Below are 26,687 nucleotides of genomic sequence, written 5' to 3'. Positions count from 1 at the left end.
CCGCGAACTGCGCAAGGAAGCCGGCACGGTCTTCCTCGTCAGCCACAACAACAAGTCCATCCGCGACACCTGCGACCGCGTCCTGTGGCTGGAGCGCGGCGAGCTGCTGATGGACGGCCCGACCGACGAGGTCATCAAGGCGTACGAAAAGGAGACGGGCAAGTAGTCCGCTCCGCACTCGAAGGCCTCCGCGGGTCCGCCTCGTGGGGGCCTTCGAGTGTGAAGAAGTGGTCAACTCCGGCGATCCCGGGAACAGTTCGGACTAATCGGACGTTGGTCGGATCGACGTCCCACGCTGCGGACCCGCTCGGACGTGGCTGAGATGTACGACGTAAGCTGTACGGGTACCGAACGGCACAAGTGGTACATGTCGGGCAATGCTCACCCAGGCGGGCGATGTGGGCTCGACCGAGGCGCGTCGCCTGCTGCGGCGTGTCCGAAATGGGATGTTTTAGCTTGGCGGTGTAGAACGGGAGACGTGACGGCAATGGCTACTGGTTCGCTCCGGCACCGAAATGCGCCGGGCAGCCCCCGGTGAGCCGAGACAACGAGCAGGTGCGTCGCGCCATCCTCCGCACGGGGGCGGCGGGTGACGTGCGGGAGCAGACGCGCACCGTGCTCGATCAGGCCGCACACGAGAATTTCCCGGTCGCGCCGTTCTTCCTGCCCCGCGCCTGGCGGACCGATCTGATGGCCGTCTACGGCTTCGCCCGGCTCGTCGACGACATCGGCGACGGCGATCTCGCACCCGGCGGCGGCGATGCCGTACTCCTCGGACTGGACCGCGCACAGGAGGGGGGCACCTCCCGCTCCAGCGCAGCCGAGAGCGGGGGAGACCGGCTGGCCTTGCTGGACGCGCTGGAGGCCGACCTCCACCGCGTCTTCAGCGACCGGGCCCCCGGCCCCCGGCATCCGCTGCTGCGCCGGCTCGGCCCGACCGTCCGCCGCTGCGGGCTGACCCCCGAGCCGTTCCTCGCGCTGATCGAGGCCAACCGGCAGGACCAGCGGGTGAGCCGCTACGGCACCTACGACGACCTGGCCGCCTACTGCGAGCTGTCCGCCAATCCCGTCGGCCGGCTCGTCCTGGGCATCACCGGCACCTCGTCCCCCGAGCGGGTCCGCCGGTCGGACGCGGTGTGCACGGCGCTGCAGATCGTCGAGCACATCCAGGACGTGGCCGAGGACCTCGGACGGGACCGCATCTACCTCCCCGCCGAGGACATGAAACGCTTCGGCGTCACCGAAGCCGATCTGGCCGCCCCGAGCGGGGGCGCATCGGTGCGCGCACTGATCGCCTACGAGGCGGAACGCGCCCGTGAGCTGCTGAATGAAGGCACCTCGCTGGTGGGTAGCGTCCACGGCAGACTCAAGCTGCTGCTGGCCGGATTCGTGGCCGGCGGACGCGCTGCACTCCAGGCGGTCGCGGCCGCCGATCACGACGTACTCCCTGGACCGCCCAAGCCGACCAAGCTCAGCCTGCTGCGCGAGGTAGGGGCGACATTGCGAAGAGAGGGGTGAGTCGGACCGTGGAGGCAATCGCACACGCGTCCGCGCCGGTGCTCGCTGCGTACCGCTACTGCGAGGCCGTCACCGGGCAGCAGGCACGCAACTTCGCCTATGGCATCCGGCTGCTGCCGGCCGACAAGCGGCAGGCCATGTCGGCGCTCTACGCCTTCTCCCGCCGGATCGACGACATCGGTGACGGCACCCTGGAGCCCGCCGCCAAGCAGGTGCGCCTGGAGGACACCCGGGCGCTGCTGGCCCGTGTCAAGGACGGCCGGATCGACGAGGACGACACCGACCCGGTCGCCGTCGCACTGTCCGACGCCGCCCGCCGCTTCCCGCTGCCGCTGGACGGTCTCGACGAGCTGATCGACGGCGTGCTGATGGATGTGCGCGGCGCGACCTATGAGACCTGGGACGAGCTGAAGGTCTACTGCCGCTGTGTCGCCGGGGCCATCGGCCGGCTCTCGCTGGGAGTGTTCGGCACGGTGCCCGGCGCACCGGACGCCGAGCGCGCCTCCGAGTACGCCGACACCCTCGGTCTCGCGCTCCAACTGACCAATATCCTCCGGGACGTTCGCGAGGACGCCGGCAACGGGCGCACCTACCTGCCCGCCGAGGACCTCGCCAAGTTCGGCTGCGCGGCCGGCTTCGAGGGTCCCGTACCGCCGCCCGGCTCCGACTTCGCCGGTCTGGTGCACTTCGAGGTGAAGCGGGCCCGTGCGCTGTTCGCCGAGGGCTTCCAGCTGCTGCCGATGCTCGACCGGCGCAGCGGCGCCTGCGTGGCCGCGATGGCCGGCATCTACCACCGTCTGCTGACGCGGATCGCCGCCGACCCCGAGGCCGTGCTGCGCGGCCGGGTCTCCCTGCCCGGCCGGGAGAAGGCCTTCGTCGCGGTGCGCGGGCTCTCCGGGCTCGACGCGCGGGCGATCGGACGCCGGCAGGCCGTCCGGAGGCGCGGATGATGTGCCGGGCGTCGAACGACAGCGGTGATCCCGCGTCAGCACGGCGAGCAACCCTCCCCCGGGTCGCTGCGTCCCTGAGGGAAGTACGGGGGGAGAAGACATGACATCGGGAGCCACGCGGCCCGACCGGCACCGTGACCTGCCGCCAGGCCGTCCCGAAGGGGCGGCTGCGGTGGTCATCGGGGGCGGTCTCGCGGGCACGACCGCGGCGCTCGCGCTGGCCGACGCGGGGCTGCGGGTCACCCTGATCGAGGGCCGCCCCCGCCTCGGCGGCCTGGTCTTCTCGTTCCGCCGCGACTCCACCGCCGGCGAGCTGTCCGTCGACAACGGCCAGCATGTCTACCTGCGTTGCTGCACCGCCTACCACCGACTCCTGGAGCGGATCGGCGCCGACCGTCTGGTGCCCCTCCAGGAGCGGATGGACGTCCCGGTCCTGGACGCCGACCGGATGCGGCTCGGCCGGCTGCGCCGCACCGCGCTGCCCGTCCCGCTGCACCTCGCCCAAAGCCTCGCAGGCTACCCCCATCTGTCCCCCGCCGAGCGGGCCGGCGTCGTACGCGCCACCCTCGCGCTCAAGGGCCTCGACCCGGCCGACCCCGCGCTGGACGGCATGGACTTCGGCAGCTGGCTGCGCCGCCACGGCCAGTCGGCCCGCGCCGTCGAGGCGCTGTGGGACCTGGTCGGCATCGCGACCCTCAACGCCCGTGCCGCGGATGCCTCGATGGGCCTGGCCGCCAAGGTCTTCAAGACCGGGCTGCTGTCCGCCCCCGGCGCCGCCGACATCGGCTGGTCCCGCGTCCCGCTCGGCGACGTCCACGACACCCTCGCCCGTACGGCCCTGGAGAAGGCCGGGGTGCGCATCGCCCTGCGCACCCGCGCCGGGTCGGTCACCCGCCGGGACGGCGGCTGGCGGGTCGCGGTGGAGAACGGCCCGCACGGCACCGAGCAGCTCACCGCCGACACCGTCGTCCTCGCCGTACCGCAGCGCGAGGCGCACGGCCTGCTGCCCGACGGCGCGCTGCCCGGCAAGGACCGGCTGCTGGAGATCGGCACCGCCCCGATCCTCAACCTCCATGTCGTCTACGACCGCAAGGTGCTGCGCCGCCCCTTCTTCGCGGCGGTCGGTTCGCCGGTCCAGTGGGTCTTCGACCGCACCGACGCCTCGGGGCTGACCCGGACCGCCGGCAACGAGCGCTGCCAGTATCTGGCGGTCTCGCAGTCCGCCGCGCAGGAGGAGATCGACGAGCCGGTCGCCAAGCTCCGCGCCCGCTATCTGCCCGAGCTGGAGCGGCTGTTGCCCGCCGCCCGGGGCGCCAGAATCCGCGACTTCTTCGTCACCCGCGAGCGCACCGCGACCTTTGCGCCCGCCCCGGGCGTCGGCAGGCTCCGCCCCGCCGCCCGCACCCAAGCCCCCGGCCTGTATCTGGCCGGTGCGTGGACCGCCACCGGGTGGCCCGCGACCATGGAAAGCGCTGTTCGCAGCGGCACTGCCGCAGCTCGCGAGGCACTCAGAGAACTCGGCTTCCCCCAGGGCCAGTTGCCTCAGGAGGCGGCATGACTACGAGTACGAGCGCTCGCACGAGCACGAGCGTCGGAAACAGAGGAGAAACCGTGAACCCGGCTTCCCCAGCAATCGACACCGAAGGCGTCACCGCGCTGCTGGAGCGCGGGCGGGCACTCGCCACCCCCGTGCTGCGCGCCGCCGTGGACCGGCTCGCTCCTCCCATGGACACCGTCGCCGCTTACCACTTCGGCTGGATCGACGCCGAGGGCCACCCCACCGCGGGTGACAGCGGCAAGGCGGTACGTCCCGCGCTCGCCCTGCTGTCGGCCGAGGTCGCCGGCGCGGCCCCCGAGGTCGGTGTGCCCGGCGCGGTCGCCGTCGAGCTGGTGCACAACTTCTCGCTGCTGCACGACGACCTCATGGACGGCGACGAGCAGCGCCGGCACCGCGACACGGTCTGGAAGGTGCACGGCCCCGCGCAGGCCATCCTCGTCGGCGACGCGTTGTTCGCCCTCGCCAACGAAATACTGCTGGAGCTCGGCACGGTCGACGCCGGCCGCGCCACCCGCCGGCTCACCCTGGCCACCCGCAAGCTGATCGACGGCCAGGCCCAGGACATCTCCTACGAGCACCGCGAGCGGGTCACCGTCGAGGAGTGCCTGGAGATGGAGGGCAACAAGACCGGCGCGCTGCTGGCCTGCGCCGTCTCCATCGGCGCGGTCCTGGGCGGCGCCGACGACCGCACCGCGGACACCCTGGAGAAGTACGGCTACCACCTCGGCCTCGCCTTCCAGGCCGTGGACGACCTGCTCGGCATCTGGGGCGACCCGGACGCCACCGGCAAGAAGCCCTGGAGCGATCTGCGGCAGCGCAAGAAGTCGCTGCCGGTCGTCGCCGCGCTGGCAGCCGGTGGCCCGGCCTCCGAACGTCTCGCCGAGATCCTGGCGGCCGACGCAAAGAAGAGCGAGACCGAGATTGCCGACTTCACCGAGGAAGAGTTCGCCTCCCGCGCGGCCCTCATCGAGGAGGCCGGCGGCCGTGAGTGGACCTCCCAGGAGGCCCGCCGCCAGCACGCCACCGCCATCGCCGCACTCGACGAGATCGACATGCCGCAGCAGGTCCGCGCCCAGCTCGTCGCGCTCGCGGACTTCGTCGTCGTCCGGGAGAGATGAGCAGTATCGACACCGAATAGTTCGCAGTCGCCGGCCGGTGCCAGCCGGGCGCCGGCCGACGGAATCCCTGAGCACGCTTTTCACAGTTCACTGCAGAAGGGGAAGCCATGACAGCGACGACCGACGGAAGCACCGGGGCGCTGCCGCCCCGGGCCCCCTCGGCCAGCGATGCCACCGCTGAGAACACCGCACCACCCGCGCCCGCGGGCACCGCCGTACGGCAGGACACGGCGGACGCCGCCCGGCGCGCGACCGCACGCGCCACCGACTATCTGCTGTCCGTCCAGGACCCGGCCGGCTGGTGGAAGGGCGACCTCGAGACCAACGTCACGATGGACGCCGAAGACCTGCTGCTCCGTCAGTTCCTCGGTATCCAGGACCCCGGCATCACCGAGGCCGCCGCCCGCCACATCCGCGGGGAGCAGGGCCCGGACGGTACCTGGGCCACCTTCTACGGCGGGCCCGGCGAACTCTCCGCCACCATCGAGGCCTATGTCGCCCTGCGGCTCGCGGGTGACGCCCCCGACGCACCGCACATGGCTCAGGCCGCCGCATGGATCCGCGGTCAGGGCGGGATCGCCGCGGCCCGGGTCTTCACCCGTATCTGGCTGGCGCTCTTCGGCTGGTGGAAGTGGGACGATCTTCCCGAACTCCCGCCGGAACTCCTCTACTTGCCCAAGTGGTTCCCGCTCAACATCTATGACTTCGGGTGCTGGGCGCGGCAGACCATCGTGCCGCTGACCATCGTCTCGGCCAAGCGCCCGGTCCGTCCGGCCCCGTTCGCCCTCGACGAGCTGCACACCGATCCGCGCCGCCCCAGCCCGCCGCGGCCGCTCGCCCCCGCCACCAGCTGGGACGGCCTCTTCCAGCGCCTCGACAAGGCGCTGCACGTCTACCACAAGGTCGCCGTGCCCGGTCTGCGCCGTGCCGCGATGCGCTCCGCCGCCCGCTGGATCATCGAACGACAGGAGAACGACGGCTGCTGGGGCGGCATCCAGCCCCCCGCGGTCTACTCGGTCATCGCCCTGCACCTCTGCGGCTACGACCTCGACCACCCCGTGCTGCGCGCCGGTCTGGCCTCCCTCGACCGGTTCGCCGTATGGCGCGAGGACGGCACGCGGATGATCGAGGCCTGCCAGTCCCCGGTCTGGGACACCTGTCTGGCGACCATCGCGCTGGCCGACGCCGGACTGCCCGCCGACCACCCGCAGCTGGTCAAGGCCGCCGAGTGGATGCTCGCCGAGCAGATCGACCGGCCCGGCGACTGGAGCGTCAAGCGGCCCCAACTCCCGTCCGGGGGCTGGGGCTTCGAGTTCGAGAACGACAACTACCCGGACATCGACGACACCGCGGTGGTGGTGCTCGCGCTGCGCCGGGTCAGGCACCCCGATCCGCCGCGGGTCGATTCGGCGGTACGGCGCGCGGTGCGCTGGAACCTCGGTATGCAGTCCAGGAACGGGGCCTGGGGCGCCTTCGACGTCGACAACACCAGCCCGTTCCCCAACCGGCTGCCGTTCTGCGACTTCGGGGAGGTCATCGACCCGCCGTCGGCCGATGTCACCGCGCATGTCGTCGAGATGCTCGCTGACGTCGGCCGCACCCACGACCCGCGCACCCGCCGCGGGATCGCCTGGCTGCTGGCCGAACAGGAACCGGACGGCTCGTGGTTCGGCCGCTGGGGCACCAACTACCTCTACGGCACGGGCTCGGTGCTCCCCGCGCTCGCCGCGGCCGGTATCCCCGGCTCGCACCCCGCGGTCCGCCGGGCCGTGCGCTGGCTGGAGCGGGTGCAGAACGACGACGGCGGATGGGGCGAGGACCAGCGGTCCTACCAGGACAAGCAGCAGTGGGCCGGGCGCGGCGCCTCGACGGCCTCGCAGACCGCCTGGGCGCTGATGGCGCTGCTCGCGGCCGGGGAGCGGGACGGCGAGGCGGTACGGCGCGGGGTGGGCTGGCTGGCCGCCACCCAGCGCGAGGACGGGTCCTGGGACGAGCCGTACTTCACCGGGACCGGCTTCCCCTGGGACTTCTCCATCAACTATCACCTGTACCGCCAGGTCTTCCCGCTGACGGCCCTGGGCCGCTACGTCAACGGGGGACCGGACGGCGCGCCGGTGAGGGCCTGATGACGGGACGGCCCCCGGCGGACGCCGGACCCCCGCTGCTGATCGCCTGTGCGCTCGGCATCGAGCGGTTCGCGCTGCGCGGCGGGGGCCGTGGGGGAGCGGGCGGAGCCGCCCCGCGGGTGGTCACGCTCCGCACCGGCATGGGCCCCCAGGCGGCCGAACGCGCCCTCACCGAAGCGCTGGGTGAGGGCGCGGTCACCGCACGTTCCCCCGTCATCGCCAGCGGCTTCTGCGCCGGCCTCGCCCCCGGGATGCGCCCCGGGGACGTGGTCGTCGCCGAGGCCACCCGCGGTCATGACGCGGCCGCGCCGGAGACGCCCTGCCGGGACAACGGCCCGCTGCTCCGGGCCCTGCGGGAGCGCGGTCTGACCGTGCACAGCGGGCTGCTGTGCGGCTCCGACCACGTCGTACGGGGTGCTGAGCGGGCCGAGCTGCATGCCGCCGGCGCGGTGGCGGTGGACATGGAGTCCGCCGCCACCCTCCGTGCCGCGCGCCGGGCCGGGCCCCGTCCGGTTGCGGCCGTCCGGGTGGTCGTGGACGCTCCAGAACATGAACTCGTACGCATCGGCACCGTGCGCGGTGGAATATCGGCCTTCCGGGTGCTGTGCTCCGTCCTTCCCGTATTCCATGAATGGCACCGTTCTTTGCTGCTCCCCTGGAGGTGAGCCAGATGGCCATGCCGCTCCGTCAGTCCATCCGGGTCGGTACCTATCTCTTTGAACAGAAGGTGATCCGGCGGCGGGAGAAGTTCCCGCTCATTGTCGAGCTGGAACCGCTCTACGCCTGCAATCTGAAATGTGAGGGCTGCGGAAAGATCCAGCATCCGGCGGGTGTGCTCAAGCAGCGCATGCCGGTGGCGCAGGCGGTCGGGGCGGTGCTGGAGTCGGGCGCGCCGATGGTGTCCATCGCCGGTGGCGAGCCCTTGATGCACCCGCAGATCGACGAGATCGTGCGGCAGCTGGTGGCGAAGCGGAAGTATGTCTTTCTGTGCACCAATGCGATGCTGCTGCGCAAGAAGCTGGAGAAATTCACCCCCTCTCCGTATTTCGCGTTCGCGGTGCACATCGACGGCATGCGGGAGCGCCATGACGAATCCGTCGCGAAGGAAGGCGTTTTCGACGAGGCGGTGGCCGCGATCAAGGACGCCAAGCGGCGCGGCTTCCGGGTCACCACCAATTCCACCTTCTTCAACACCGACACCCCGCAGACCATCATCGAGGTCCTCAACTTCCTCAATGACGACCTGCAGGTCGACGAGATGATGCTGTCGCCCGCCTACGCCTACGAGAAGGCCCCCGACCAGGAGCACTTCCTCGGTGTCGAGCAGACCCGGGAGCTGTTCAGGAAGGCCTTCGCGGGCGGCAACCGGCGCCGCTGGCGGCTCAACCACAGTCCGCTCTTCCTGGACTTCCTGGAGGGCAAGGCGGACTTCCCGTGCACGGCCTGGGCGATCCCCAACTACTCGCTGTTCGGCTGGCAGCGCCCCTGCTACCTCATGAGCGACGGCTACGTCCCGACGTACCGGGAGCTCATCGACGAGACCGACTGGGAGAAGTACGGCCGCGGCAAGGATCCGCGCTGCGCCAACTGCATGGCGCACTGCGGCTATGAGCCGACCGCCGTCCTCGCCACCATGGGCTCCCTCAAGGAGTCCCTCCGGGCGGCCCGGGACGCCGTCGCCGGAAACCGCGGTTGACCCGTCGGGCACGGGGAGCCCGTCACCACGGCTCCCCGGCGTACCGGCCCGGTCCGGCTCCTGCGCCGTACGACGCGGGCGCCGGACCGGGCCGGCGCCGTTCCGCCGAACCACGAGAGAGGGACCGCGCGTGACGCTGCTGGAGCGCATCCGCGAGCCACAGGACCTCAAGGCGCTGCCCGAGGCGCGGCTGCCCGAACTCACCGCGGAGATCCGGGACTTCCTCGTGACGGAGGTGCCCCGGACCGGCGGCCATCTGGGGACCGGCCTGGGTGTGGTCGAGCTGACCGTCGCCCTGCACCGGGTCTTCGACCCGCCCGCCGACCGCATCCTGTGGGACACCGGCCGGCAGTCGTACGTGCACAAGCTGCTGACCGGGCGCCAGGACTTCGCCGAGCTGCGGTCCAGAGGCGGGCTGTCCGGCGGTCCGTCGCGCGCCGAGTCCCCGCACGACGTGACCGGGAACAGCCACGCCTCGACGGTGCTGGGCTGGGCCGACGGCCTGGCCAAGGCTCGTGAGCTGCGCGGCGGCGACGGCCATGTGGTGGCCGTCATCGGCGACGGCGCGCTGACCGGCGGGATGGCCTGGGAGGCGCTGAACAACATCGCCGCCGCCAAGGACCGCCCACTGATCATCGTCGTCAACGACAACGGGCGCTCCCACGCCCCCACCCTCGGCGGGCTCGCCGGCCATCTCGCCACCCTGCGCACCACCGACGGCTACGAGAAGTTCCTGGCCTGGGGCAAGGACGTGCTCCAGCGCACCCCGGTCGTCGGACAGCCGCTCTACGAGTCGCTGCACGGCGCGAAGAAGGGCCTCAAGGACGCCGTGGCGCCCCAGGGAATGTTCGAGGACCTGGGACTGAAGTACGTCGGACCGGTCGACGGCCATGACCTCGGGGCCGTCCAGTCCGCGCTGCGCAGTGCGGCGGGCTTCCACGGGCCGGTGCTGGTGCACTGCCACACCGAGAAGGGCCGCGGCCCGCGGTCCGACCTGGGGAGCCAGGTGGTCCACTTCCCGGCCGCCGGGGTGATGGCCCGTCCGTCCGGCGCCCCCTCCTGGGCCTCGGTCTTCGGCGACGAGATGGTCCGCATCGGGGCCGAGCGCGCGGAGGTCGTCGCGGTCGCGGCGGGCAGGCTGCGGCCGGCCGGGCTCGGCGCGTTCGCCGAGGCGTATCCCGACCGGGTGTGGGACGTGGGCGGCGCCGAACAGCATGCGGCCGTGTCGGCGGCCGGCCTGGCCACCGGCGGTCTGCATCCGGTCGTCGCCCTTCCCGCCACCCTCGTCAGCCGGGCCTTCGACCAGGTCCTGATGGATGTCGCGCTGCACCGGTGCGGGGTGACCTTCGTGCTGGACCGGGCCGGCATCACCGGCACCGGCGGTGCCTCGCAGCACGGCATGTGGGACCTGTCGCTGCTCGGCGTCGTACCGGGCCTGCGGATCGCCGCACCGCGCGACGCCGACCGGCTCCGCGCCCAGCTGCGCGAAGCGCTGGAGATCACCGACGCGCCGACCGTCCTCCGCTTCCCGGAGGGGCCGGCGGCCGGCCCGGTGCTCGCCGTGGACCGGATCGGCGGCGTCGATGTGCTCCACCGGTCGCCGCATCCGGACGTGCTGCTGGTCGCCGTCGGTGTGATGGCCCCGGTCTGTCTGCGGGTGGCCGAGCTGCTCGCGGCGCGCGGTGTGGGCGCCACCGTCGTCGACCCGCGGTGGGTCAAGCCGGTGGACGCCGTCCTTCCGCAACTCGCCGAGGAGCACGCCCTGGTGGCCGTCGTCGAGGACAACAGCGTCAACGGGGGCATCGGCTGGGCCGTCGGCCAGGCGCTGCGGGACGCCGGTGTGGAGGTGCCGCTGCGCACCTTCGGCATCCCCGAGCAGTTCCTGGCGCACGGCCGGCGTGGTGAACTGCCGGCTGACGTGGGCCTCACCCCGGCCGGGATCGCCGGCCGGATCAGCGGTGCGCTGACCCGTAAGGAGAAGCAGTCGTGACCGGATTCGACCTGAACGGGCTGCTCGCCGAGCGCGGCGGCGAGCGCTACGCCCTGCACACCCGCCACCTCAACCACCAACTGCCGCGGATGCTGCACACCCTCGGCTTCGACAAGGTCTACGAGCGGGCCGAGGGCGCCTACTTCTGGGACGGCGACGGCCAGGACTACCTGGACATGCTCGCGGGATTCGGGGTGATGGGCCTCGGCCGGCACCACCCCGTCGTCCGGCAGGCGCTGCACGACGTCCTGGACGCCGGACTGGCCGATCTCACCCGCTTCGACTGCCAGCCGCTGCCCGGTCTGCTCGCCGAGAAGCTGCTGACCCACACCCCCCATCTCGACCGGGTCTTCTTCGGCAACAGCGGCACCGAGGCCGTCGAGACCGCCCTGAAGTTCGCCCGCTACGCCACCGGTCGCCCGCGCATCCTCTACTGCACCCATGCCTTCCACGGCCTGACCACCGGCTCGCTCTCCGTCAACGGCGAGGACGGCTTCCGGGACGGCTTCGCCCCGCTGCTGCCGGACACCGCCGTCGAGCTGGGGGATCTGGCCGCGCTGGAACGGGAGTTGCAGCGCGGCGACGTGGCGGCCTTCGTGGTCGAGCCCATCCAGGGCAAGGGCGTGCACCCGGCGCCGCCCGGATTCCTGCGCGCCGCACAGGAGTTGCTGCACCGGCACAAGGCCCTGCTGATCGCCGACGAGGTGCAGACCGGCCTGGGCCGCACCGGAGACTTCTTCGCCTATCAGCACGAGGACGGCGTCGAACCGGATCTGGTGTGTGTCGCCAAGGCGCTGTCCGGCGGCTATGTGCCGGTCGGGGCGACCCTTGGCAAGGACTGGATCTTCAAGAAGGTCTACTCGTCCATGGACCGGGTGCTGGTGCACTCCGCCAGTTTCGGCGCCAACGCCCAGGCGATGGCCGCCGGTCTGGCGGTGCTCTCCGTCATGGAGGACGAGGAGGTCGTCGCGAACGCCCGCCGCACCGGCGATCTGCTGCGTACGAGGCTGGCCGCGCTGGTCGACTCGTACGAGCTGCTGCACGACGTACGGGGCCGCGGCCTGATGATCGGCATCGAGTTCGGCCGTCCCAGGTCGCTCGGTCTGCGGAGCCGCTGGACGATGCTGCAGGCGGCCCGCAAGGGGCTGTTCGCGCAGATGGTCGTGGTGCCGCTGCTGCAGCGGCACCGCATCCTGACCCAGGTCTCCGGCGACCATCTGGAGGTCATTAAGCTGATTCCGCCGCTGATCATCGGCGAGCGGGAAGTGGACCGTTTCGTCGAGGCGTTCACGGCCGTCATGGACGACGCCCACGGGGGCGGCGGCCTGATGTGGGACTTCGGGCGGACGCTGGTCAAGCAGGCGGTCGCCCACCGCTGACGAACATGGGGGGATTGCCGTGGTGGCTGCGACGACGGCACGAGCTGTCAACGACATGACGGCGCGCTGGGCGCGTGAGGCGGTACAGGAAGGCAACACCGTCCTGACAGCGGCCGGCGTCTGGCCGCTGCTGGCCCTGCTCGCCGGGCCGGCCGCCGGCCCCGCCCGCAAGGAGCTGGCCGAAGCGCTCGGCATCGACGCGGAGTACGCGCTCCACGCGGGCGTTGAGCTGCTCGCCGCGCTGGAGGCGGCGGAGGGCATCGATGCCGCGGTGGGGCTGTGGGCCCGGCGCGCCCTCGCCTTGAAGCCGGAGTGGCTGGGCGGCCTGCCGCTCTCCGCGCGCGGCGAGCTCACCGGGGACGCGGCCGTGGACCAGAGGGAGCTGGACGCCTGGGCGTGGCGGCACACCGACGGTCTGATCCAGCGGATGCCGGTACGGCTCCACCCCGGCATCGTGCTCCTCCTCGCCGGTGCGCTGCTGGTGCGCACGACCTGGGAGCAACCGTTCCAGGAGTTTCCCGTCGTGCCGTACGAAGGGCCCTGGGCGGGGCGGGAGCTGGCGGAACTGAGCCGTTCCGGGCCGGATGTGGAGCAGGTACGGGTGCACCGGACCCCGGCCGGTCCGCTGACCGCGGTGCGGGTCGCGGGCGACAACGGGCTCGATGTCCATCTGCTGCTCGGCGGACCGGACGTGCCGGGAAGCGAGGTGCTGCACCACGGCGTCGCGGCGCTGGGTGGTGCCTACCCGACGGTGACCGGCGCGGCGCTGACCGACGGCGCCGGTCCGGGGCTGCGGGTGACGACGGTGCCCAGCGACGACGGCATCCCGCGGTTCGACCTCACGGTCCCACGGTTCACCGTCGACGCCGAGCACGATCTGCTGGAGCGGGCGGCCCTCTTCGGGCTCGGCACCGCGAGTGATGCCTCCCGCGGGCACTTTCCCGGTATGAGCGACACGCCGCTCGCGGTGTCGGCCGCCCGGCAGGCAGCGACCGCGACCTTCGGCGCGCTGGGCTTCCGGGCGGCCGCGGTCACGGCGATTCCGTTCGACGTGGGCTCCATACCCCCGCCCCCGAGGTACCAGGCGCAGCAGCTCTCGGCCCGCTACGACCGGCCCTTCGGCTTCCTCGCGGTGCAGCGGGCGTCGGGCCTGGTGCTGGCCGCGGGGTGGGTGGCCACGCCCTGAGCGGGCGCGGCGGCCGGCAGTTCGTCAGTCCGTCAGCAGCTGGTCCCGCAGCCGCTCACGGACGGCGGGCGTCAGCCGCAGGCCCTCGGTGAGGTACGTCTCCGTCGAGCCCCAGGTCTGGTGGATCGCGTCGTAGGCCGCCGTGAGGTAGTCGGTGTGTGCCCCGAACAGCGGCGCGAGCAGCTCCATGACCTCCTGCGACATCCCGACCGCGGAGTTGTCGGAGCGGCGGATCTTGTAGCGGCGGTGCGGGTCGTTGGACATGAGGTAGTCCGCCTCGATCGCGTCCCGCTCCACCCCGACCGCGAGCAGGGTCACGGCGATGGACAGGCCCGCCCGGTCCTTGCCGGCCGCACAGTGCATCAGCGCCGGGACGCTGTCCTCGGCGAGGGCGTGCAGCACCCTGCTGTGGTCTTCGGTGCGGGTGGTGATGATGTGGCGGTAGGTCTCGGCCATCCGGGCCGCGGCCTTGCCGTCGCCGAGCGCTGCGCGCAACTGCTCCAGCTCACCGTCGCGCACCATCGCCCAGAACTCCGCGCCGTCGGCCGGGTCGGTGAGCGGGATGTTCACATTGCGCACCCCGGGCAGCGCGACATCCGGCCCTTCCAGCTTGATGTCCGAGGCATTGCGGAAGTCGAAGACGGTGTGCAGCCCGAGGCCGGACAGAAAAGCCGCGTCCGTCTCGGTCGCATGGGCGAGGTGGCCGCTGCGGAACAGCCTGCCGTCCCGTACGCGACGCCCGTCCACGGTCGGCAGACCGCCCACATCGCGGAAGTTACGGACCTCCGTGAGCTCGGGCTGGGCCTGTGGGACCTGCGGCGTCTGCTGCGTCACGGGCGCGCTCCTCGGGTTCGGCCGCCGACGCTGCTCGTCGACGACGCGGGGCACCTCCGACGATACGACATGGGTGCAAGGGGCAATCAGGCCGAAACGGCGGCGCCCTGAGGTGCCGCGGAGCGCCCGGAGAGCGAGGAGCGATCGATCATTATTCCAACTTGAGCAGAATTTGACCTGGTGGCATTAATCACCCCTCGTCAACCCCTGGTTACGGTGGCGTAGGTCACTTAAGAAGGTGAAGTATGTCCTGACGTGGCAGACGATTCGAAGTACTTCAGCAACGGCGCCCCTGGCGCCATCGGGTCGTACGCAGCCGTCGGGGACAGCTTTACAGAGGGGGTCGGAGATCCCGGCCCTGACGGGGCGTACATCGGTTGGGCGGACCGGCTCGCGGTCCTCCTCTCGGACCAACAGGCCGAGGGGGATTTCCGCTATGCGAATCTCGCGGTCCGGGGCCGGCTCCTGGACCAGATCGTGGAGGAGCAGGTGCCCCGGGCGAAAGCCCTCGCCCCTGCGCTGGTGACGTTCTGCGCCGGCGGCAATGACATCCTGCGGCCGGGCTCGGACCCGGACGCGGTCGCCGAGCGCTACGAGGCGGCGGTCGCCGAGCTGCGGGAGGAGGTCGGCACGGTCCTGCTCTGCACCGGCTTCGACACCCGCGGCATCCCCGTGCTCAAGCATCTGCGCGGCAAGATCGCGACGTATACGGCGCATGTCCGGGCCATCGCGGACCGGCACGGCTGCCCCGTTCTGGACCTGTGGTCGCTCAAGTCGGTGCAGGACCGGCGGGCGTGGAGCGACGACCGGCTGCATCTGTCCGCCGACGGGCACACCCGGGTGGCGCTGCGCGCGGCGCAGGTGCTCGGCCTGCCGGTGCCGGCCGACCCGGACCAGCCCTGGCCCCCGGAGGCGGAGCGCTCGGCCGCCGACGCCCGGCGGGACAACATCCACTGGGCGCGGGAGCACCTCGTCCCGTGGATCGGACGCCGGCTGCGCGGGGAGTCCTCCGGCGACCATGTCGAGCCCAAGCGGCCCGATCTGCTGCCGCTGTAGGGCGGCCGCGGGCCGGACTGCGCCCATGGCATGACTGAGGCCCCGTTTCCGCCGATGCGGAGCGGGGCCTCAGTGGGCGAGCGAGGAGTACGGCAGGTCGGCCCAGACGACCCGGCCCTGACCGCTGTCGGCGGGCCGCGACCCCCAGCTCTCGGACAGCGCGCCGACGAGGAACAGTCCTCGTCCGCACTCCTGGTCCACGCTGCCGGGCTGGATGTGCGGCGCGGAGTCCGCCGGGCCGCCCTGGTCCGTGATCTCTATGCGTATGTGCGCGCCGAAGAGGGCGAGCTCGCAGCCGACCTTCTCGCTGTCGGTGTGCCGCACCGCATTGGTGAAGAGTTCGGAGACCACCAACTCCACGTCGTCGCGGACTTGTTGATCCGCGCCCCACTCGCACAGCAGCGCACTGACGCGTCTGCGCGCCTCGGGAACGGACGTGCGCAGCGCCGGCAAGTGGAACGCGTCCTGCGGGTACTGGGCGACAAAGCCGCCACAGCGCCCTAACGAAGGAGCGTTGTTGGAGGAAGCCACGCCGCAACTATGTGCGATGTCGGTCACCGATGGCAAGGATCAGTCTGCAATTTGCAGAATCGTAAGTGCAGTCTGTTCGTGTTGCTGACGGCATGACACACTGCTGAGCACTGAAGTCAGTTGGAGGCGATCGGACGTGGCGGACCCACGGTCGGCAGGTGCACCCACCGTCCTGCGGGTGGTGCTCGGCAAGCGACTGCAGGACCTGCGCGAGAAAGCGGGCCTCTCCTTCGAGCAGGCCGCCGCGGCCCTCGATGTGACTCACGCCACCATACGGCGGATGGAAAAGGCCGAGGTCGGCCTCAAGCTCCCCTACGTCGAGAAGCTGCTGGCGACCTACGGCGTCACCGACGAGGAAGAGATCGAGGGCTTCGTCTCGCTCGCCCGTGAGGCCAACAAGCCCGGCTGGTGGCACCGGTTCCGCGATGTGCTGCCCGAGTGGTTCAGCGCCTTCGTCAGCCTGGAGAGCGAAGCCAACCTCATCCGCGCCTACCAACCGCACTACGTCCCCGGGCTGTTGCAGACCGAGGACTACGCCGCCGCCGTCCTGAAGGCCGGGATGCCGCACGCCTCCGCGGCGGACATCGACCGCATCGTCGCGCTGCGCATGGAGCGGCAGTCCCTGCTGACCCGTGACAAGGCACCGATGCTGTGGGTCGTCATGGACGAGACCGTGCTGCGGCGCCCGATCGGCGGGCCGAAGGTGATGCGCGACCAGGTCACCCGGCTGATGGAGGGCACCGCGCTGCCGAACGTCCGGCTGCAGATCATGCCCTTCGCCGCGGGCCCGCACCCCGCCATGTACGGACCGTTTCACCTCTTCCGCTTCCCGATCCCGGAACTCCCGGACATCGCTTACGCGGAAAGCCTCGTCGGAGCCGTGTACTTCGACCAGCGCAACGACGTCTCGCAGTTCCTGGAGGCCCTGGACCGGATGTGCGCACAGGCCGCGCCGGCGCACACCACCGAGGCCATTCTGGGTGGCTTTCGCAAGGAGATCTGAACCATGGATCGCATACGCATCTATAACGGCATGCCCGCCAAAGAGCTGGGCTCTGAGGGCTGGCACAAGCCGTGGAGCGGCGGAAACGGGGGCGAGTGCGTCGAGGCCATGCGGCTGGGGGACGGCCGGATAGCGCTGCGGCAGTCGACCGACCCGGACGGCCCGGCCCTGATCTACACCCACCGCGAAATGGTGAGCTTCATCGAGGGGGCCAAGGCCGGCCACGCCGACTTCCTGCTAACGGCGGCGCCGGGCCGGCGCACCGAGCGGAGGACGGCATGAGCGAGCAGGGCATCTCCCCGGGGGCGCCGGACGACGAGGTCCCGGAGATCGGCCCGTACGTCCAGGGGCCGGAGCACTCGGGCTTCTCGGCCGCGGAGATCGACACCAGCCGGCCACACCCCGCCCGGATGTACGACTACTACCTCGGCGGCTGGGACAACTACGAGGTCGACCGGGTGGCCGCGGAGCGCGTCATCGAGGTCCACCCCCAGGTACGGCTCAGCGCCCGCGCCAACCGCGCCTTCCTGCGGCGGGCGGTGCGCGCCCTGGCCGCCGACGGCATCCACCAGATCATCGACATCGGCACCGGCATCCCCACCTCGCCCAACACCCATGAGGTGGCGCGCGAGGTGGCCCCCGGCACCCGCGTGGTGTACGTCGACAACGACCCGATCGTCGCCACCCACGCCGGGGCCCGGCTCACCAACACCGAGCACACCGGATTCGTGCTCGGCGACGTCCGCGACCCGAAGGCGCTGCTGGACCACCCCACCGTCCGCGAACTGATCGACTTCGACCGGCCGGTGGCGCTGCTGCTGGTGGCCGTACTCCACTTCATCCGGGAGGACGAGGACCCCGCCGGCCTCATCGCCACCCTCGCCGAGGCGCTCCCCGCGGGCAGCCATCTCGTCCTGACGCATGCGACCGGTGAGCCCTACGAGGCCTATGCGGCGGGCCGTACGGACGAGCGGGCGCGCGATGGCGTGGTGAACGTCTACAAGAGCGCCACCGCCAGCCTCAATCTGCGGCCGAAGGCCGGGATCGAGCCGCTCTTCGGCCCGTTCGCCCTGCTGGAGCCGGGCGTGGTGCGGGTGCCGCTGTGGCGGCCGGACGGTCCGGTGCCCGGCGCCGAGGAGCTCAACAACACCATTTTCTACGGCGGAGTGGGCCGCAAGAGCTGACCGGCCGACGGCCGGGGCTTCCGGCTGCCCGGCCGGGCGTCCGACCGGTCCGTCCTCTTCCGGACCACCCGCTCCTACGCCCCCGTACGGGACACCTGAGGGTCCGGTGGGCCGGGGAGCCGGTGGGGGTCACCCGGCGGTGGCGCCGGGACGGTGGCCGTCGTGCCGAGGGCCGCGCCCAACGCCTCCGCGCCGATGAGGTCGGTATGGGTGCCGCGCGAAGTACAGGCGTGTGCCCCCGCGATGGCGCCCATCCGCGCGCACTCCTCCAGATCCCGGCCGGCCAGCCTGCCGTAGAGGAATCCGCTGGTGAAGGCGTCGCCCGCGCCGTTGCTGTCCACGACGGGGCCGGGCGGCACCACGGCCGGCACCAGGCGTGGGGTGCGGTCGTCGGCGCTGAGGAGATAGGCGCCGCCCGCCCCGGCGGTGGCGATCACCGCCTGGGCGCGCCCCTCGTGCAGGATCTCCCGCATCACGGACGCGATCCGTTCCCCCGCCCCGGCCGTACTGAGGAAGACCAGATCGGAGCGGAGCGCGAACTCCCGGTGATGGTCCGTCAGTCCGTCCCAGTCGTGCAGATCCGTGGAGACCGGGATGCCCAGCGCCTCGATGTCGTCGTACAGGAAGCGGGCGAAGTGCATGACCGACAGATGGACATGGCGGGCGCGGCGCAGCGGGGGCAGATAGTGCTCGGGCGGCATCCGCAGATCGGCCGGGTCACGGGCGTCGTAGAACGACATCCGGCGGCCGTCGGGGGCGACGAGGTTGACCGCACGCCGGGTGCCGTGCGGGGAGATCAGTGGCCGGAAGTCGACGCCGGTACCGGCCAGCCGCTCGCGGACCAGCGTGCCCGGGTGGTCGTCGCCGATGAAGTCCACGAATCCGGTGGTGAGCCCGAGCGCGGCGCAGCCGAGTGCGACACCGGTGCCGGTGTGCCCCGCCCCTTCGTGCAGGGGTGGGACCGGATAGGAGTCGGCGAGCGGTACGGGCAGCGCGCCGACCGACACGACGGTGTCCACGCCCGACCCGCCGACGACGAGGACGTCATAGGCGTCATACGGCTCAGAAACCTGCTGGAATGTCACAAGCGTCCCTGAATCCCTTGCTGGTGAGACGAATCCCTTGCTGGTGAGACCGTTTGCGGACGAGGTGCATCCGCTCCGGGGGAGTCTAGACGCAGGCTCGTCCCATGACGGGATGTCAGCGGTTCCGGTGACACGAGGGAGGGAACGGCGCGCAGGCGCCGGACGGTGGCCCCGTGGCAGAGGGGCAACGCGTGCGGGGGAGGGCGCGGCGTACGGCTGAGACGTCGCGGATCCGGTGGCGGAAAAGGGCCGTTGACACGCTCAGCAGGTGCGCTGAAGCCTGTGGCCGACGATGATCGGTTTGCGTGGACGCCGCTCGGACACCGGTCCGGGCGGGCCGTCCGCGGAACGGAAACGAGCGGGCCGTCGGCGGCCGGACCACGCCGTCGGGGGAGCGAGGCGAGGGTGGCAGAGCACTCCAATGGCGGGCGCACCGCGATCGTGATCGGTGGCGGGCTCGCCGGGATGCTGGCCGTCAGCGCGCTGACGGGGCAGGTCGAGACGGTCACCGTCGTCGAACGCGACCGCTATCCGGAGGGGCACGCCTTCCGCAAGGGCGTCCCGCAGGCCCGCCATCTGCACATTCTCCTCAGCGGCGGCGGACGCGCCCTGGAGGAGCTGCTGCCCGGTACGGTCGCCGCGCTCGGCGAGGCGGGTGCCCGCGGCCTGTATTTGTCACGGGATCTGCTCACCCGTACCGCCACCGGCTGGCAGCGCCGCTTCGACGAGCGCCGGCACCGCATCCTGAGCGTCTCCCGCCCGGTGCTGGACTCGGTCGTACGGGAGCGGGTGCTGCGGGCCGCGGCCGGCTCGGCCACCCGGGTCGAGGTCCTGGAGGCGACCGAGGCCACCGGGCTGACCGGGGACGCCCGCCGGGTGACCGGGGTCCGGGTGCGGTCACGGGACGGTGCGCCGGGCGGGGCCGAGCGGGAGCTGCCCGCCGTGCTCGTCGTGGACGCCTCGGGCCGGGGGTCCCGTACCCCGCAGTGGTTCGCGGAGCTGGGCCGGGCCGCGCCGCACGAGGAGACCGTGGACGCCGGGCTCGCCTACGCCACCCGGATGTACCGCCCCAAGGACCCGGCCACGGCGCCGGACACGGGCTTCAACGTCCCGGGCTGGCCCGAGTGCCCGCGCGGTGCGGCGTACGTCCCCGTCGAGGACGGCAAATGGCTGCTGACGCTGTCCGGTGTGCGCGGGCACCACCCGCCCACGGACGCCGCGGAGTTCACCGCCTTCAGCGCCACCATCGGCGACCCGTACATCCATGAACTGCTCGCCCAGGCCGAGCCGCTGTCGCCGGTGCACGGCTTCCGCGACACCCGCAACCGCCGCCGGCACTTCGAGCGGCCCGGTGCCCTCCCCGAGGGATTCCTCGCCCTAGGGGACGCCGCGTGCACCTTCAACCCCGTGTACGGGCAGGGAATGTCGGTCGCCGCCCTCGGTGCGCTGGCCGTGCGCAGGACCCTTGCGGACGGCGGTGGTCTGCGCCCCGGGAGCACCGCCGCGGCGCAGCGGGCGGTGGCCCGTGCCGTGGACCCCGCCTGGCTCGCGGCGGTCGGCGCGGACCGCCCGTACGCGAGCCCCGGCGACGCCAAGGCGGGCCTCGGGGAGCGGCTCGCCACCTGGTACACCGACCGGCTGTTCGCCCGTGTCGCCATCGATCCGGTGGTCGGGGCGGCCTTCCGGGACGTCTTCTCCCTGACCGCGCCGCCCACCCGTCTCGTCGCCCCGAGGATCTTCCTGCGCACCGTCTTCCTGCCCCGCCGCCCCGGTCTGCCCCGGCCGCCCGCGGTCATCGAGGCGGACTGACGCCCTCTCAGCGGGCGCTGCCGATACCGCGGTCGCTGTCGGAGCCGTGCAGCATCAGCGTGGTCTCCTCGATGCGGCTGAAGCGGCCGTCGGGGGCGAGGTCGGCGAAGACATAGACCTCCATGCGGACGGCCGAGCCGTCCTTCTTGGTGATGTGAGCGGTGTGCCGGTCGGCGTACCTGCTGCCGTCGTGGAGCTCCTCGTGCACCTCGACACGGCCGTCGGCCACGACGGTGCGCAGGTGGCCGATGTGCTCAAGGAATTCGCTGCGGTCGGCCCACTCGCCGTCCGTGCGCTGGCGGTACTCCGGGGTGAAGTGGCGGTCGGCGGCCTCCTGCACGGTGAGGTCGCGGCTGAAGAGCAGGTCGTTGAGGGCGGCCTCGATACCGGTGCGGGTCATGGGGGTGTCCTTCCAGGGAACGAAGTGCGTGCGCTGCGCACGCATCTCCTTCACTGTAGCAGGGGAAGCGTGCGCAGCGCACGCTATTCTTGTGGGGTGAAGGACGACGTAGGACACGAGATCGCCGACGCGCTGGGCATCCTGCTCCGGCGCACCACCCGCACCCAGCTGCACCAGCGGCTCACCGAAGGCATGGGGGAGGGGGTGGACGAACTGACCTATCCGGTGCTCAGCGCGCTGGCCCGGACCGGCCCCAGGAGCGCGGCCGACCTGGCGCCCGACGTCGGAGTCGACCGCTCCGGTGTCACCCGGCGCGCCTCCCGGCTGGAGGCCGCCGGCCTCGTCCGGCGTGCGGCGGACCCCGCCGACCGGCGGGCGCATCTGCTCGTCCTCACCACGCAGGGCGAGTCCGCGGTGGCCGAGCTGCGGACGCGGCTGGCCGCCCACATCATGGCGAGCCTGTCGTCATGGCCACCGGGTGAGGCCGAGGCGTTCGCCCGCCAACTCCGCCGCTTCACCGTCGAGGGCCCGTTCGGCTGAGGGCTGTCCCCTGAAGGGGGCGGGTGGGCCCGCCGGTGTACGGGTCCGCCCTCCCGCCGTCGGCCTCCGTCACCGCAATGGGCGCGTCCCGGTGGCCGGGCCCGGAGGCACCTCCGGCGGGCCGGGAGAGGTCACACCGCGCACCAGGAATGCCACGGGCGGTCGCGCGGTTTGCCTCTGCGGGTGATGGTGTTGAGTCCGGGTGTCGTGGTGCGGAAACCGTACGGCGGCGCCGAGTGGCGCGGTGTGCCGGAACCCACCGCTCATGCGGCCCGTTCACTTCGCGACTGCCCTGACCATGGAGGTGCCGTGACCGGTTCCCGAACCCGCCGCACTCGACTCTCCGCGCTGCGGCCCGCGAGCTTCGGTATCGAGCCCACCGGGGAGCGGCTGGCGAGGATACGCAGGTCGCCGCAGTTCGTGGACGGCCAGTTCCGCAACCCCGTACCGACCAGGCAGCTGCTCCACGGCTCCGCGCTGCCCATGGCGCGCACCCAGCTGAGCCGGGAGGGACGGCTGCGCCGGGCCCCGGTCGGCCGGATCCCGGTGTACCGGCCCACCGCCGCGGACTGGGGCCGGCCGCCCGCTTCCGGGCTGCGGCTCACCTGGATGGGGCATTCGAGCGTGCTGGCCGAGATCGACGGGCAGCGGGTGCTGTTCGACCCGGTCTGGGGCGAGCGCTGTTCGCCGTTCAGCTGGGCCGGCCCCCGGCGGATGCACCCGGTGCCGCTCGACCTGGACGAACTGGACCCGGTCGACGCCGTGGTGATCTCGCACGACCACTACGACCACCTCGACATGTCCACGGTCCAGGGCCTGGCCGGAACCGCCGCGGTCTTCGTCGTACCGCTCGGCATCGGCGCCGACCTGGAGTTCTGGGGAGTGCCCCCGGAGCGGATCACCGAGCTCGACTGGCACGAGTCCACCCGCGTCGGCGCGCTGACGCTCACGGCCACCCCCGCACAGCACTTCTGCGGCCGCGGTCTGCGCGGCCCGCAGCACACCCTGTGGGCCTCCTGGGTGGTCGCGGGTCCGGAGCACCGGATCTTCCACAGCGGCGACACCGGCTACTTTTCCGGCTTCGCCGACATCGGCGCGGCCCACGGCCCGTTCGACGCGACGATGATCCAGATCGGCGCCTACAGTGACTTCTGGCCGGACATTCATATGGCCCCGGAGGAAGGCGTCCGTTCCCACCTCGACCTCCAGGGCGGACAGCCGCGCGGCGTCCTGCTGCCCATCCACTGGGGCACCTTCAACCTCGCGCCCCACCCTTGGGCCGAGCCCGCCGAGCGGACACTGGCCGCCGGCCGGAATGCCGGGCTCGCCACGGCCCACCCCCGACCGGGCGAGCCCTTCGAGCCCGCCGAGCCCGCGGCCGTCTATCCGTGGTGGCGGGCGATCGCGGTGCCCCCTGTCCATGGCTGGCCGGCCTGGCCGCCCGCGGTGTCCCCGACCGACGTGGACCTGGCGGCGGACCGCTGACCGGCAGCGGCCCGGCCCGCCCCTGGTCCGGGCCGCTCGGCCGGTCCGGAGGGAAAGCGCGGGGCCGGTTCCGACGCGGACGCCGGCTGGGACGCCATCGCGCCCTTCTTCTACGGCCGTTGGGACGCGTCCGCTCAGGCGCACTCCGCGGCGGAGGTCGCGCAGACCCACGACGCGGCCGCGGAGATCTATGCCCGCGGACCTACCGGCGCACCTTCCGCTGAGCGTGCCGCGGTGGACGGCCGACGGGTGCCCGTGGCGTCGTGGAGTCCCGGCGTCCCGGCACCGTGGCGTACCCGCGCCCGGACCGCTGCTCCCCGGTGTTCTCCGGCGCGCGGCGGGCCCGCGACGCCGTTCGCAAGCCATCGGAAGGGCCACTGTCGGATGGCTCAACTCTCCCTGCAGGAATGGGAGTTCGGATCATGTCGCACTGATGTGCGCGCGGCGTCCACTCAGGGAGGTGGCGTGGGGTAGCGAAACCCCGAAGTGGCTCCGGACCCCACCCCGGCAACAACTAGCGTGCGTGCTCCGCGAACTGCCACGGCCGATCCGGAGGGCGCCGATGCCTACCGCATTCCCCCAGGGGACTCAGAGGTCCCAGGAGGCTCAGAGATCCCCAGGGTCCCAGGGTTCCCCGGGGGCCGCTCCCATCCCTGCCGCCTCCCGGCGGCGGGAGCGTGAGGGCGGACGGCACGGCCGGGCCGCGTTCCCCGAGTCGGCCGCCGACTCGGCGATGCGGTCCCGCCTGGTCAGGCTCGCTGCCGTCCCCTGCCTCCTCGTCGCCGTTCTCTGCACGGCCGTCGCCGCCTTCGTCGTCCAGGCCGGCGGCGCCCGGATCACCGGCCGTGAGTGGGTGGTGCTGTGCGGCGGGCTCGCCCTGGTCTGCGTCATCGTGCTCACCGCGGGCGCCGCCGCCAACTCCGAGGCCCGCGCCACCGTCGCCCGCTACGCCCGGCTCCGCCAGGTCTGCGCCCGTAGTCAGTCCGACCTGTACGACCTCCTGGACCGCGTACGGCAGGGCGAATGGCTCCAGCGCCGCGAGCCCGAGCCGGGACCGGCGCCCACCGGCGACACCCTCGATCTGCTCGCCCATGAGGTGTCCGCCGCCGGCCGGGCCGCCGAGTCCGCCGTCATCGACGCGGTCGCCATCGCCCGCAGCAACGCCAGCGGCAGCGAGCAGAAGGTCGAGGTCTTCGTGAACCTCGCCCGTCGGCTGCAGTCACTCGTGCACCGCGAGATCGAGCTGCTGGACGAGCTGGAGAACCAGGTCGAGGACCCGGACCTGCTCAAGGGCCTGTTCCACGTCGACCACCTGGCCACCCGCATCCGGCGGCACGCCGAGAACCTCGCCGTCCTCGGCGGCGCCATCTCGCGCCGCCAGTGGAGCCGCCCGGTGTCCCTGACCGAGGTGCTGCGTTCGTCGATCGCCGAGGTCGAGCAGTACCCGAGGATCAAGCTGGTGCCGCCGATCGAGGGCACCCTGCGTGGACATGCCGTCGCCGACGTCATCCACCTGCTCGCCGAACTCGTCGAGAACGCCACGATCTACTCCGCCCCGCAGACCCCGGTCCTGCTGCGCGCCCAGCTCGTCACCGCCGGCCTCGCGGTCGAGGTCGAGGACCGCGGACTGGGCATGTCCGCCGACGAGCAGTCGCGGATGAACGGGCTGCTGGCCGACCCCGAACACATCGATGTCGCCGAGCTGTTGAGCGACGGCCGGATCGGGCTGTTCGTGGTCTCCTCGCTCGCCCGGCGGCACGGCATCGTGGTCCGGCTGCAGAGCAATATCTACGGCGGTGTGCAGGCCGTGCTGATCGTGCCCCAGGCGCTGCTCGGCGCGGAGTCGGTCAAGGGGGACGCGAACGGGGAAGCGAACGGGGACGCGAACGGGGACGCGAACGGCGCGGATGCGCCGCACGCCGGACCGGCGGACTCCGGATCGGCGGACACGGGCCCGTTGCGCGAGCACCACGAGGCCGGCGACGGGGCGTACGCGGTCGGATACCCGGTCGGGCACGGCGCCGGTCCGGAGCGTCACGACCGCCATGAGCCCGGCCCCGCGGCACCCAGGACGCTCGCCATCCCGGCCCCCGGCCGCGCCCCCGACGACGCGCTCGGCAACGCCTTCGACAACGCGCTCGACACCGTGCGCGGCAGGACATCGGACGGCTACGGCGGCCACCCGGAGCCGGCCCCGACCACCGGCCCGGCCCACGCCCCCGCTTCCGCGGCCCCCGAGCCCGCCGTAGGTGCGACCCGCCGCCGGCTGGTCCGTGCGTCCGGTGCCCACACCCCGGAAGTCCATTTGCCCGAAGCGCACCCTCACGAGACCCCCGCGCACGGCACCGCGTCCGCCGGCCTCCCCGCCGACCCCGGCCCGGTCGTGCTGCCGCCCGCACCGCCCGCCGTGGACAACGGTGCCCGGCCGCGGCTGCCCCGGCGGCGCAAGCAGACCCATCTCGTTCCCGAGCTGCGCGGCGACCCGATCCTGCCGTCCACGACACCCCGTCAGGGCCCGGAACCCGAGCACGACCCCGGCCTGATGGCCGCCTTCCGGCGCGGCTTCAGCCTCGCCGACGAGACGTACGCGACCGAGACGTACGCGACCGAGGCGTGCGCGAATGAGACGTACGCAAACGAGACCTACGCCGACGTGAGCTACGCGGAGGACCCCGCCCGCGGCAGCGGCACCACCCCGGCCCAGGGCGGCGGCGACCCCAGCAGCCCGGCCGGCAACGACCGTGACCACGACGCCCCGATGGCCCGCCCCCGAGGAGACGACCGCAACCATGGTGAGTGATGTGCGTACGCAGGCGCATGCGCAGCCGCAAGGAGGACAGCACACCGACCTGTCCTGGCTGCTGACCGGGCTCGTGCAGCGGGTGCCGCACGCCCGGAGCGCGCTGCTGCTGTCCTCGGACGGCCTGGTCAAGGCCGCGCACGGATTCGACCCGGACAGCGCCGACCACATGGCCGCGCTGTCCTCCGGCCTCTACTCCCTCGCCCGCAGCGCCGGTGCGCGCTTCGGGGAGGGCGATGACGTCCTCCAGGTCGTCGTCGAGCTGGAGTCCACCTTCCTGTTCGTCTCCACCGCCGGTTCGGGCGCCTGTCTGGCCGTGCTGGCCGGCCGTGAGGCCGATGTGGCGGTGCTGGGTTACGAGATGTCGATGCTGGTGAAGAGCGTCCGGCCGTATCTGTCCACCCCCGCACGCCGGCAGGCGCCCGCGGGTGGTCGATGA

Annotated in this window: 23 protein-coding genes and 1 pseudogene; 20 read left to right on the top strand and 4 right to left on the bottom strand. The window is 72.2% G+C overall.

All coding sequences use genetic code 11. The annotated features are described in order from the left end of the window. The 11 genes and pseudogenes from ACFW5B_RS25640 to ACFW5B_RS25590 form a co-directional block, all read left to right on the top strand. Positions 1-166 (top strand): annotated as a pseudogene (locus tag ACFW5B_RS25640) (ABC transporter ATP-binding protein); the annotation flags it as partial. 401 nt (positions 167-567) lie between these two features. After that, a complete protein-coding gene (hpnC, locus tag ACFW5B_RS25635; RefSeq protein WP_386443989.1) occupies positions 568-1,518 on the top strand; it encodes a squalene synthase HpnC in 951 nt (316 codons plus the stop codon). Next, positions 1,515-2,468, top strand: coding sequence for a presqualene diphosphate synthase HpnD (gene hpnD / locus ACFW5B_RS25630; RefSeq protein ID WP_386443975.1), 954 nt, complete (start codon positions 1,515-1,517; stop codon positions 2,466-2,468). The genes hpnC and hpnD overlap by 4 nt, the downstream gene beginning before the upstream one ends. 100 nt (positions 2,469-2,568) lie before the next feature. After that, entirely contained in the window at positions 2,569-4,026 is a 1,458-nt protein-coding gene (gene hpnE / locus ACFW5B_RS25625; RefSeq protein WP_386443972.1) for a hydroxysqualene dehydroxylase HpnE, read from the top strand. Continuing rightward, entirely contained in the window at positions 4,023-5,144 is a 1,122-nt protein-coding gene (locus ACFW5B_RS25620; protein ID WP_386443969.1) for a polyprenyl synthetase family protein, read from the top strand. Before hpnE ends, ACFW5B_RS25620 begins: the two co-directional genes overlap by 4 nt. Before the next feature lie 107 nt (positions 5,145-5,251). Further along, positions 5,252-7,270 carry a squalene--hopene cyclase gene (gene shc, locus ACFW5B_RS25615; protein WP_386443966.1) on the top strand — a complete coding sequence of 673 codons (2,019 nt, stop codon included), beginning with the start codon at positions 5,252-5,254 and terminating at the stop codon, positions 7,268-7,270. Continuing rightward, on the top strand, positions 7,270-7,935 hold the full coding sequence (locus ACFW5B_RS25610) for a 1-hydroxy-2-methyl-2-butenyl 4-diphosphate reductase (protein ID WP_386443963.1): 666 nt from the start codon (positions 7,270-7,272) through the stop codon (positions 7,933-7,935). The genes shc and ACFW5B_RS25610 overlap by 1 nt, the downstream gene beginning before the upstream one ends. A 5-nt stretch (positions 7,936-7,940) precedes the next feature. Further along, a complete protein-coding gene (gene hpnH / locus ACFW5B_RS25605) occupies positions 7,941-8,966 on the top strand; it encodes an adenosyl-hopene transferase HpnH (protein ID WP_386443961.1) in 1,026 nt (341 codons plus the stop codon). Between the two features lie 130 nt (positions 8,967-9,096). Beyond that, entirely contained in the window at positions 9,097-10,956 is a 1,860-nt protein-coding gene (gene dxs / locus ACFW5B_RS25600) for a 1-deoxy-D-xylulose-5-phosphate synthase (RefSeq protein ID WP_386443959.1), read from the top strand. Next, positions 10,953-12,335, top strand: a complete 1,383-nt coding sequence (locus tag ACFW5B_RS25595; RefSeq protein WP_386443956.1) for an aspartate aminotransferase family protein — start codon at positions 10,953-10,955, stop codon at positions 12,333-12,335. The genes dxs and ACFW5B_RS25595 overlap by 4 nt, the downstream gene beginning before the upstream one ends. 22 nt (positions 12,336-12,357) lie before the next feature. Continuing rightward, positions 12,358-13,521, top strand: coding sequence for a serpin family protein (locus ACFW5B_RS25590; RefSeq protein ID WP_386443953.1), 1,164 nt, complete (start codon positions 12,358-12,360; stop codon positions 13,519-13,521). Between the two features lie 24 nt (positions 13,522-13,545). On the opposite strand, the gene ACFW5B_RS25585 is transcribed toward ACFW5B_RS25590, so the two are convergent. After that, positions 13,546-14,355 (bottom strand): tyrosine-protein phosphatase, encoded by an 810-nt coding sequence (locus ACFW5B_RS25585; RefSeq protein WP_386443950.1) that lies wholly within the window; start codon positions 14,353-14,355, stop codon positions 13,546-13,548. A 255-nt stretch (positions 14,356-14,610) separates the two neighbouring features. Here ACFW5B_RS25585 and ACFW5B_RS25580 point away from each other — a divergent pair, with 255 nt between their 5' ends. Further along, positions 14,611-15,411, top strand: a complete 801-nt coding sequence (locus ACFW5B_RS25580) for an SGNH/GDSL hydrolase family protein (protein ID WP_386443948.1) — start codon at positions 14,611-14,613, stop codon at positions 15,409-15,411. A gap of 69 nt (positions 15,412-15,480) precedes the next feature. Here the strand turns inward: ACFW5B_RS25580 and ACFW5B_RS25575 are convergent, their stop codons facing one another. Continuing rightward, positions 15,481-15,942, bottom strand: a complete 462-nt coding sequence (locus tag ACFW5B_RS25575; protein ID WP_386443946.1) for an ATP-binding protein — start codon at positions 15,940-15,942, stop codon at positions 15,481-15,483. Between the two features lie 136 nt (positions 15,943-16,078). On the opposite strand from ACFW5B_RS25575, the gene ACFW5B_RS25570 reads away from it, so the two are divergent. Genes ACFW5B_RS25570 through ACFW5B_RS25560 form a run of 3 tightly spaced genes read left to right on the top strand, consistent with a single transcriptional unit; the run spans position 16,079 to position 18,129 of the window. Further along, the gene (locus tag ACFW5B_RS25570) at positions 16,079-16,945 is read left to right on the top strand and encodes a helix-turn-helix domain-containing protein (RefSeq protein WP_386443943.1); all 867 of its coding nucleotides are present in this window, start codon (positions 16,079-16,081) and stop codon (positions 16,943-16,945) included. 3 nt (positions 16,946-16,948) lie between these two features. Then, positions 16,949-17,227: a DUF397 domain-containing protein gene (locus ACFW5B_RS25565; protein ID WP_386443940.1), complete on the top strand. Its 279-nt coding sequence runs from the start codon at positions 16,949-16,951 to the stop codon at positions 17,225-17,227. Beyond that, entirely contained in the window at positions 17,224-18,129 is a 906-nt protein-coding gene (locus ACFW5B_RS25560) for an SAM-dependent methyltransferase (protein ID WP_386443937.1), read from the top strand. Before ACFW5B_RS25565 ends, ACFW5B_RS25560 begins: the two co-directional genes overlap by 4 nt. 74 nt (positions 18,130-18,203) lie before the next feature. Here ACFW5B_RS25560 and ACFW5B_RS25555 read toward each other — a convergent pair whose 3' ends face one another. Continuing rightward, positions 18,204-19,214: a carbohydrate kinase family protein gene (locus tag ACFW5B_RS25555; protein WP_386443934.1), complete on the bottom strand. Its 1,011-nt coding sequence runs from the start codon at positions 19,212-19,214 to the stop codon at positions 18,204-18,206. Positions 19,215-19,619: 405 nt separating this feature from the next. Here ACFW5B_RS25555 and ACFW5B_RS25550 point away from each other — a divergent pair, with 405 nt between their 5' ends. Next, positions 19,620-21,023 (top strand): NAD(P)/FAD-dependent oxidoreductase, encoded by a 1,404-nt coding sequence (locus tag ACFW5B_RS25550; RefSeq protein ID WP_386443931.1) that lies wholly within the window; start codon positions 19,620-19,622, stop codon positions 21,021-21,023. Positions 21,024-21,030: 7 nt separating this feature from the next. Here ACFW5B_RS25550 and ACFW5B_RS25545 read toward each other — a convergent pair whose 3' ends face one another. After that, positions 21,031-21,423 (bottom strand): nuclear transport factor 2 family protein, encoded by a 393-nt coding sequence (locus ACFW5B_RS25545; RefSeq protein ID WP_386443986.1) that lies wholly within the window; start codon positions 21,421-21,423, stop codon positions 21,031-21,033. Positions 21,424-21,519: 96 nt separating this feature from the next. On the opposite strand from ACFW5B_RS25545, the gene ACFW5B_RS25540 reads away from it, so the two are divergent. The 4 genes from ACFW5B_RS25540 (at position 21,520) to ACFW5B_RS25525 (ending at position 26,687) form a co-directional block, all read left to right on the top strand. Beyond that, positions 21,520-21,963, top strand: coding sequence for a MarR family winged helix-turn-helix transcriptional regulator (locus tag ACFW5B_RS25540; RefSeq protein ID WP_386443928.1), 444 nt, complete (start codon positions 21,520-21,522; stop codon positions 21,961-21,963). 309 nt (positions 21,964-22,272) lie between these two features. Next, positions 22,273-23,448: an MBL fold metallo-hydrolase gene (locus ACFW5B_RS25535; protein ID WP_386443925.1), complete on the top strand. Its 1,176-nt coding sequence runs from the start codon at positions 22,273-22,275 to the stop codon at positions 23,446-23,448. 733 nt (positions 23,449-24,181) lie between these two features. Next, positions 24,182-26,248 carry a sensor histidine kinase gene (locus ACFW5B_RS25530; RefSeq protein ID WP_386443922.1) on the top strand — a complete coding sequence of 689 codons (2,067 nt, stop codon included), beginning with the start codon at positions 24,182-24,184 and terminating at the stop codon, positions 26,246-26,248. Beyond that, positions 26,238-26,687 (top strand): roadblock/LC7 domain-containing protein, encoded by a 450-nt coding sequence (locus tag ACFW5B_RS25525; protein WP_386443919.1) that lies wholly within the window; start codon positions 26,238-26,240, stop codon positions 26,685-26,687. The genes ACFW5B_RS25530 and ACFW5B_RS25525 overlap by 11 nt, the downstream gene beginning before the upstream one ends.

Origin of the sequence: Streptomyces sp. NPDC058773, assembly GCF_042746015.1 — a bacterium.
Classification (GTDB): domain Bacteria; phylum Actinomycetota; class Actinomycetes; order Streptomycetales; family Streptomycetaceae; genus Streptomyces.
The sequence above is the reverse complement of the archived record's forward strand: the minus strand, read 5'-3'. Positions and strand labels throughout refer to the sequence as shown.

Coding starts and splice junctions, on each gene's coding strand:
- ACFW5B_RS25565 (WP_386443940.1), top strand. CDS start 16,949: ATGGATCGCATACGCATCTATAACGGCATGCCCGCCAAAGAGCTGGGC.
- ACFW5B_RS25545 (WP_386443986.1), bottom strand. CDS start 21,423: ATGACCCGCACCGGTATCGAGGCCGCCCTCAACGACCTGCTCTTCAGC.
- ACFW5B_RS25530 (WP_386443922.1), top strand. CDS start 24,182: ATGCGGTCCCGCCTGGTCAGGCTCGCTGCCGTCCCCTGCCTCCTCGTC.
- ACFW5B_RS25610 (WP_386443963.1), top strand. CDS start 7,270: ATGACGGGACGGCCCCCGGCGGACGCCGGACCCCCGCTGCTGATCGCC.
- ACFW5B_RS25560 (WP_386443937.1), top strand. CDS start 17,224: ATGAGCGAGCAGGGCATCTCCCCGGGGGCGCCGGACGACGAGGTCCCG.
- ACFW5B_RS25620 (WP_386443969.1), top strand. CDS start 4,023: ATGACTACGAGTACGAGCGCTCGCACGAGCACGAGCGTCGGAAACAGA.
- ACFW5B_RS25525 (WP_386443919.1), top strand. CDS start 26,238: ATGGTGAGTGATGTGCGTACGCAGGCGCATGCGCAGCCGCAAGGAGGA.
- hpnH (WP_386443961.1), top strand. CDS start 7,941: ATGGCCATGCCGCTCCGTCAGTCCATCCGGGTCGGTACCTATCTCTTT.
- hpnE (WP_386443972.1), top strand. CDS start 2,569: ATGACATCGGGAGCCACGCGGCCCGACCGGCACCGTGACCTGCCGCCA.
- shc (WP_386443966.1), top strand. CDS start 5,252: ATGACAGCGACGACCGACGGAAGCACCGGGGCGCTGCCGCCCCGGGCC.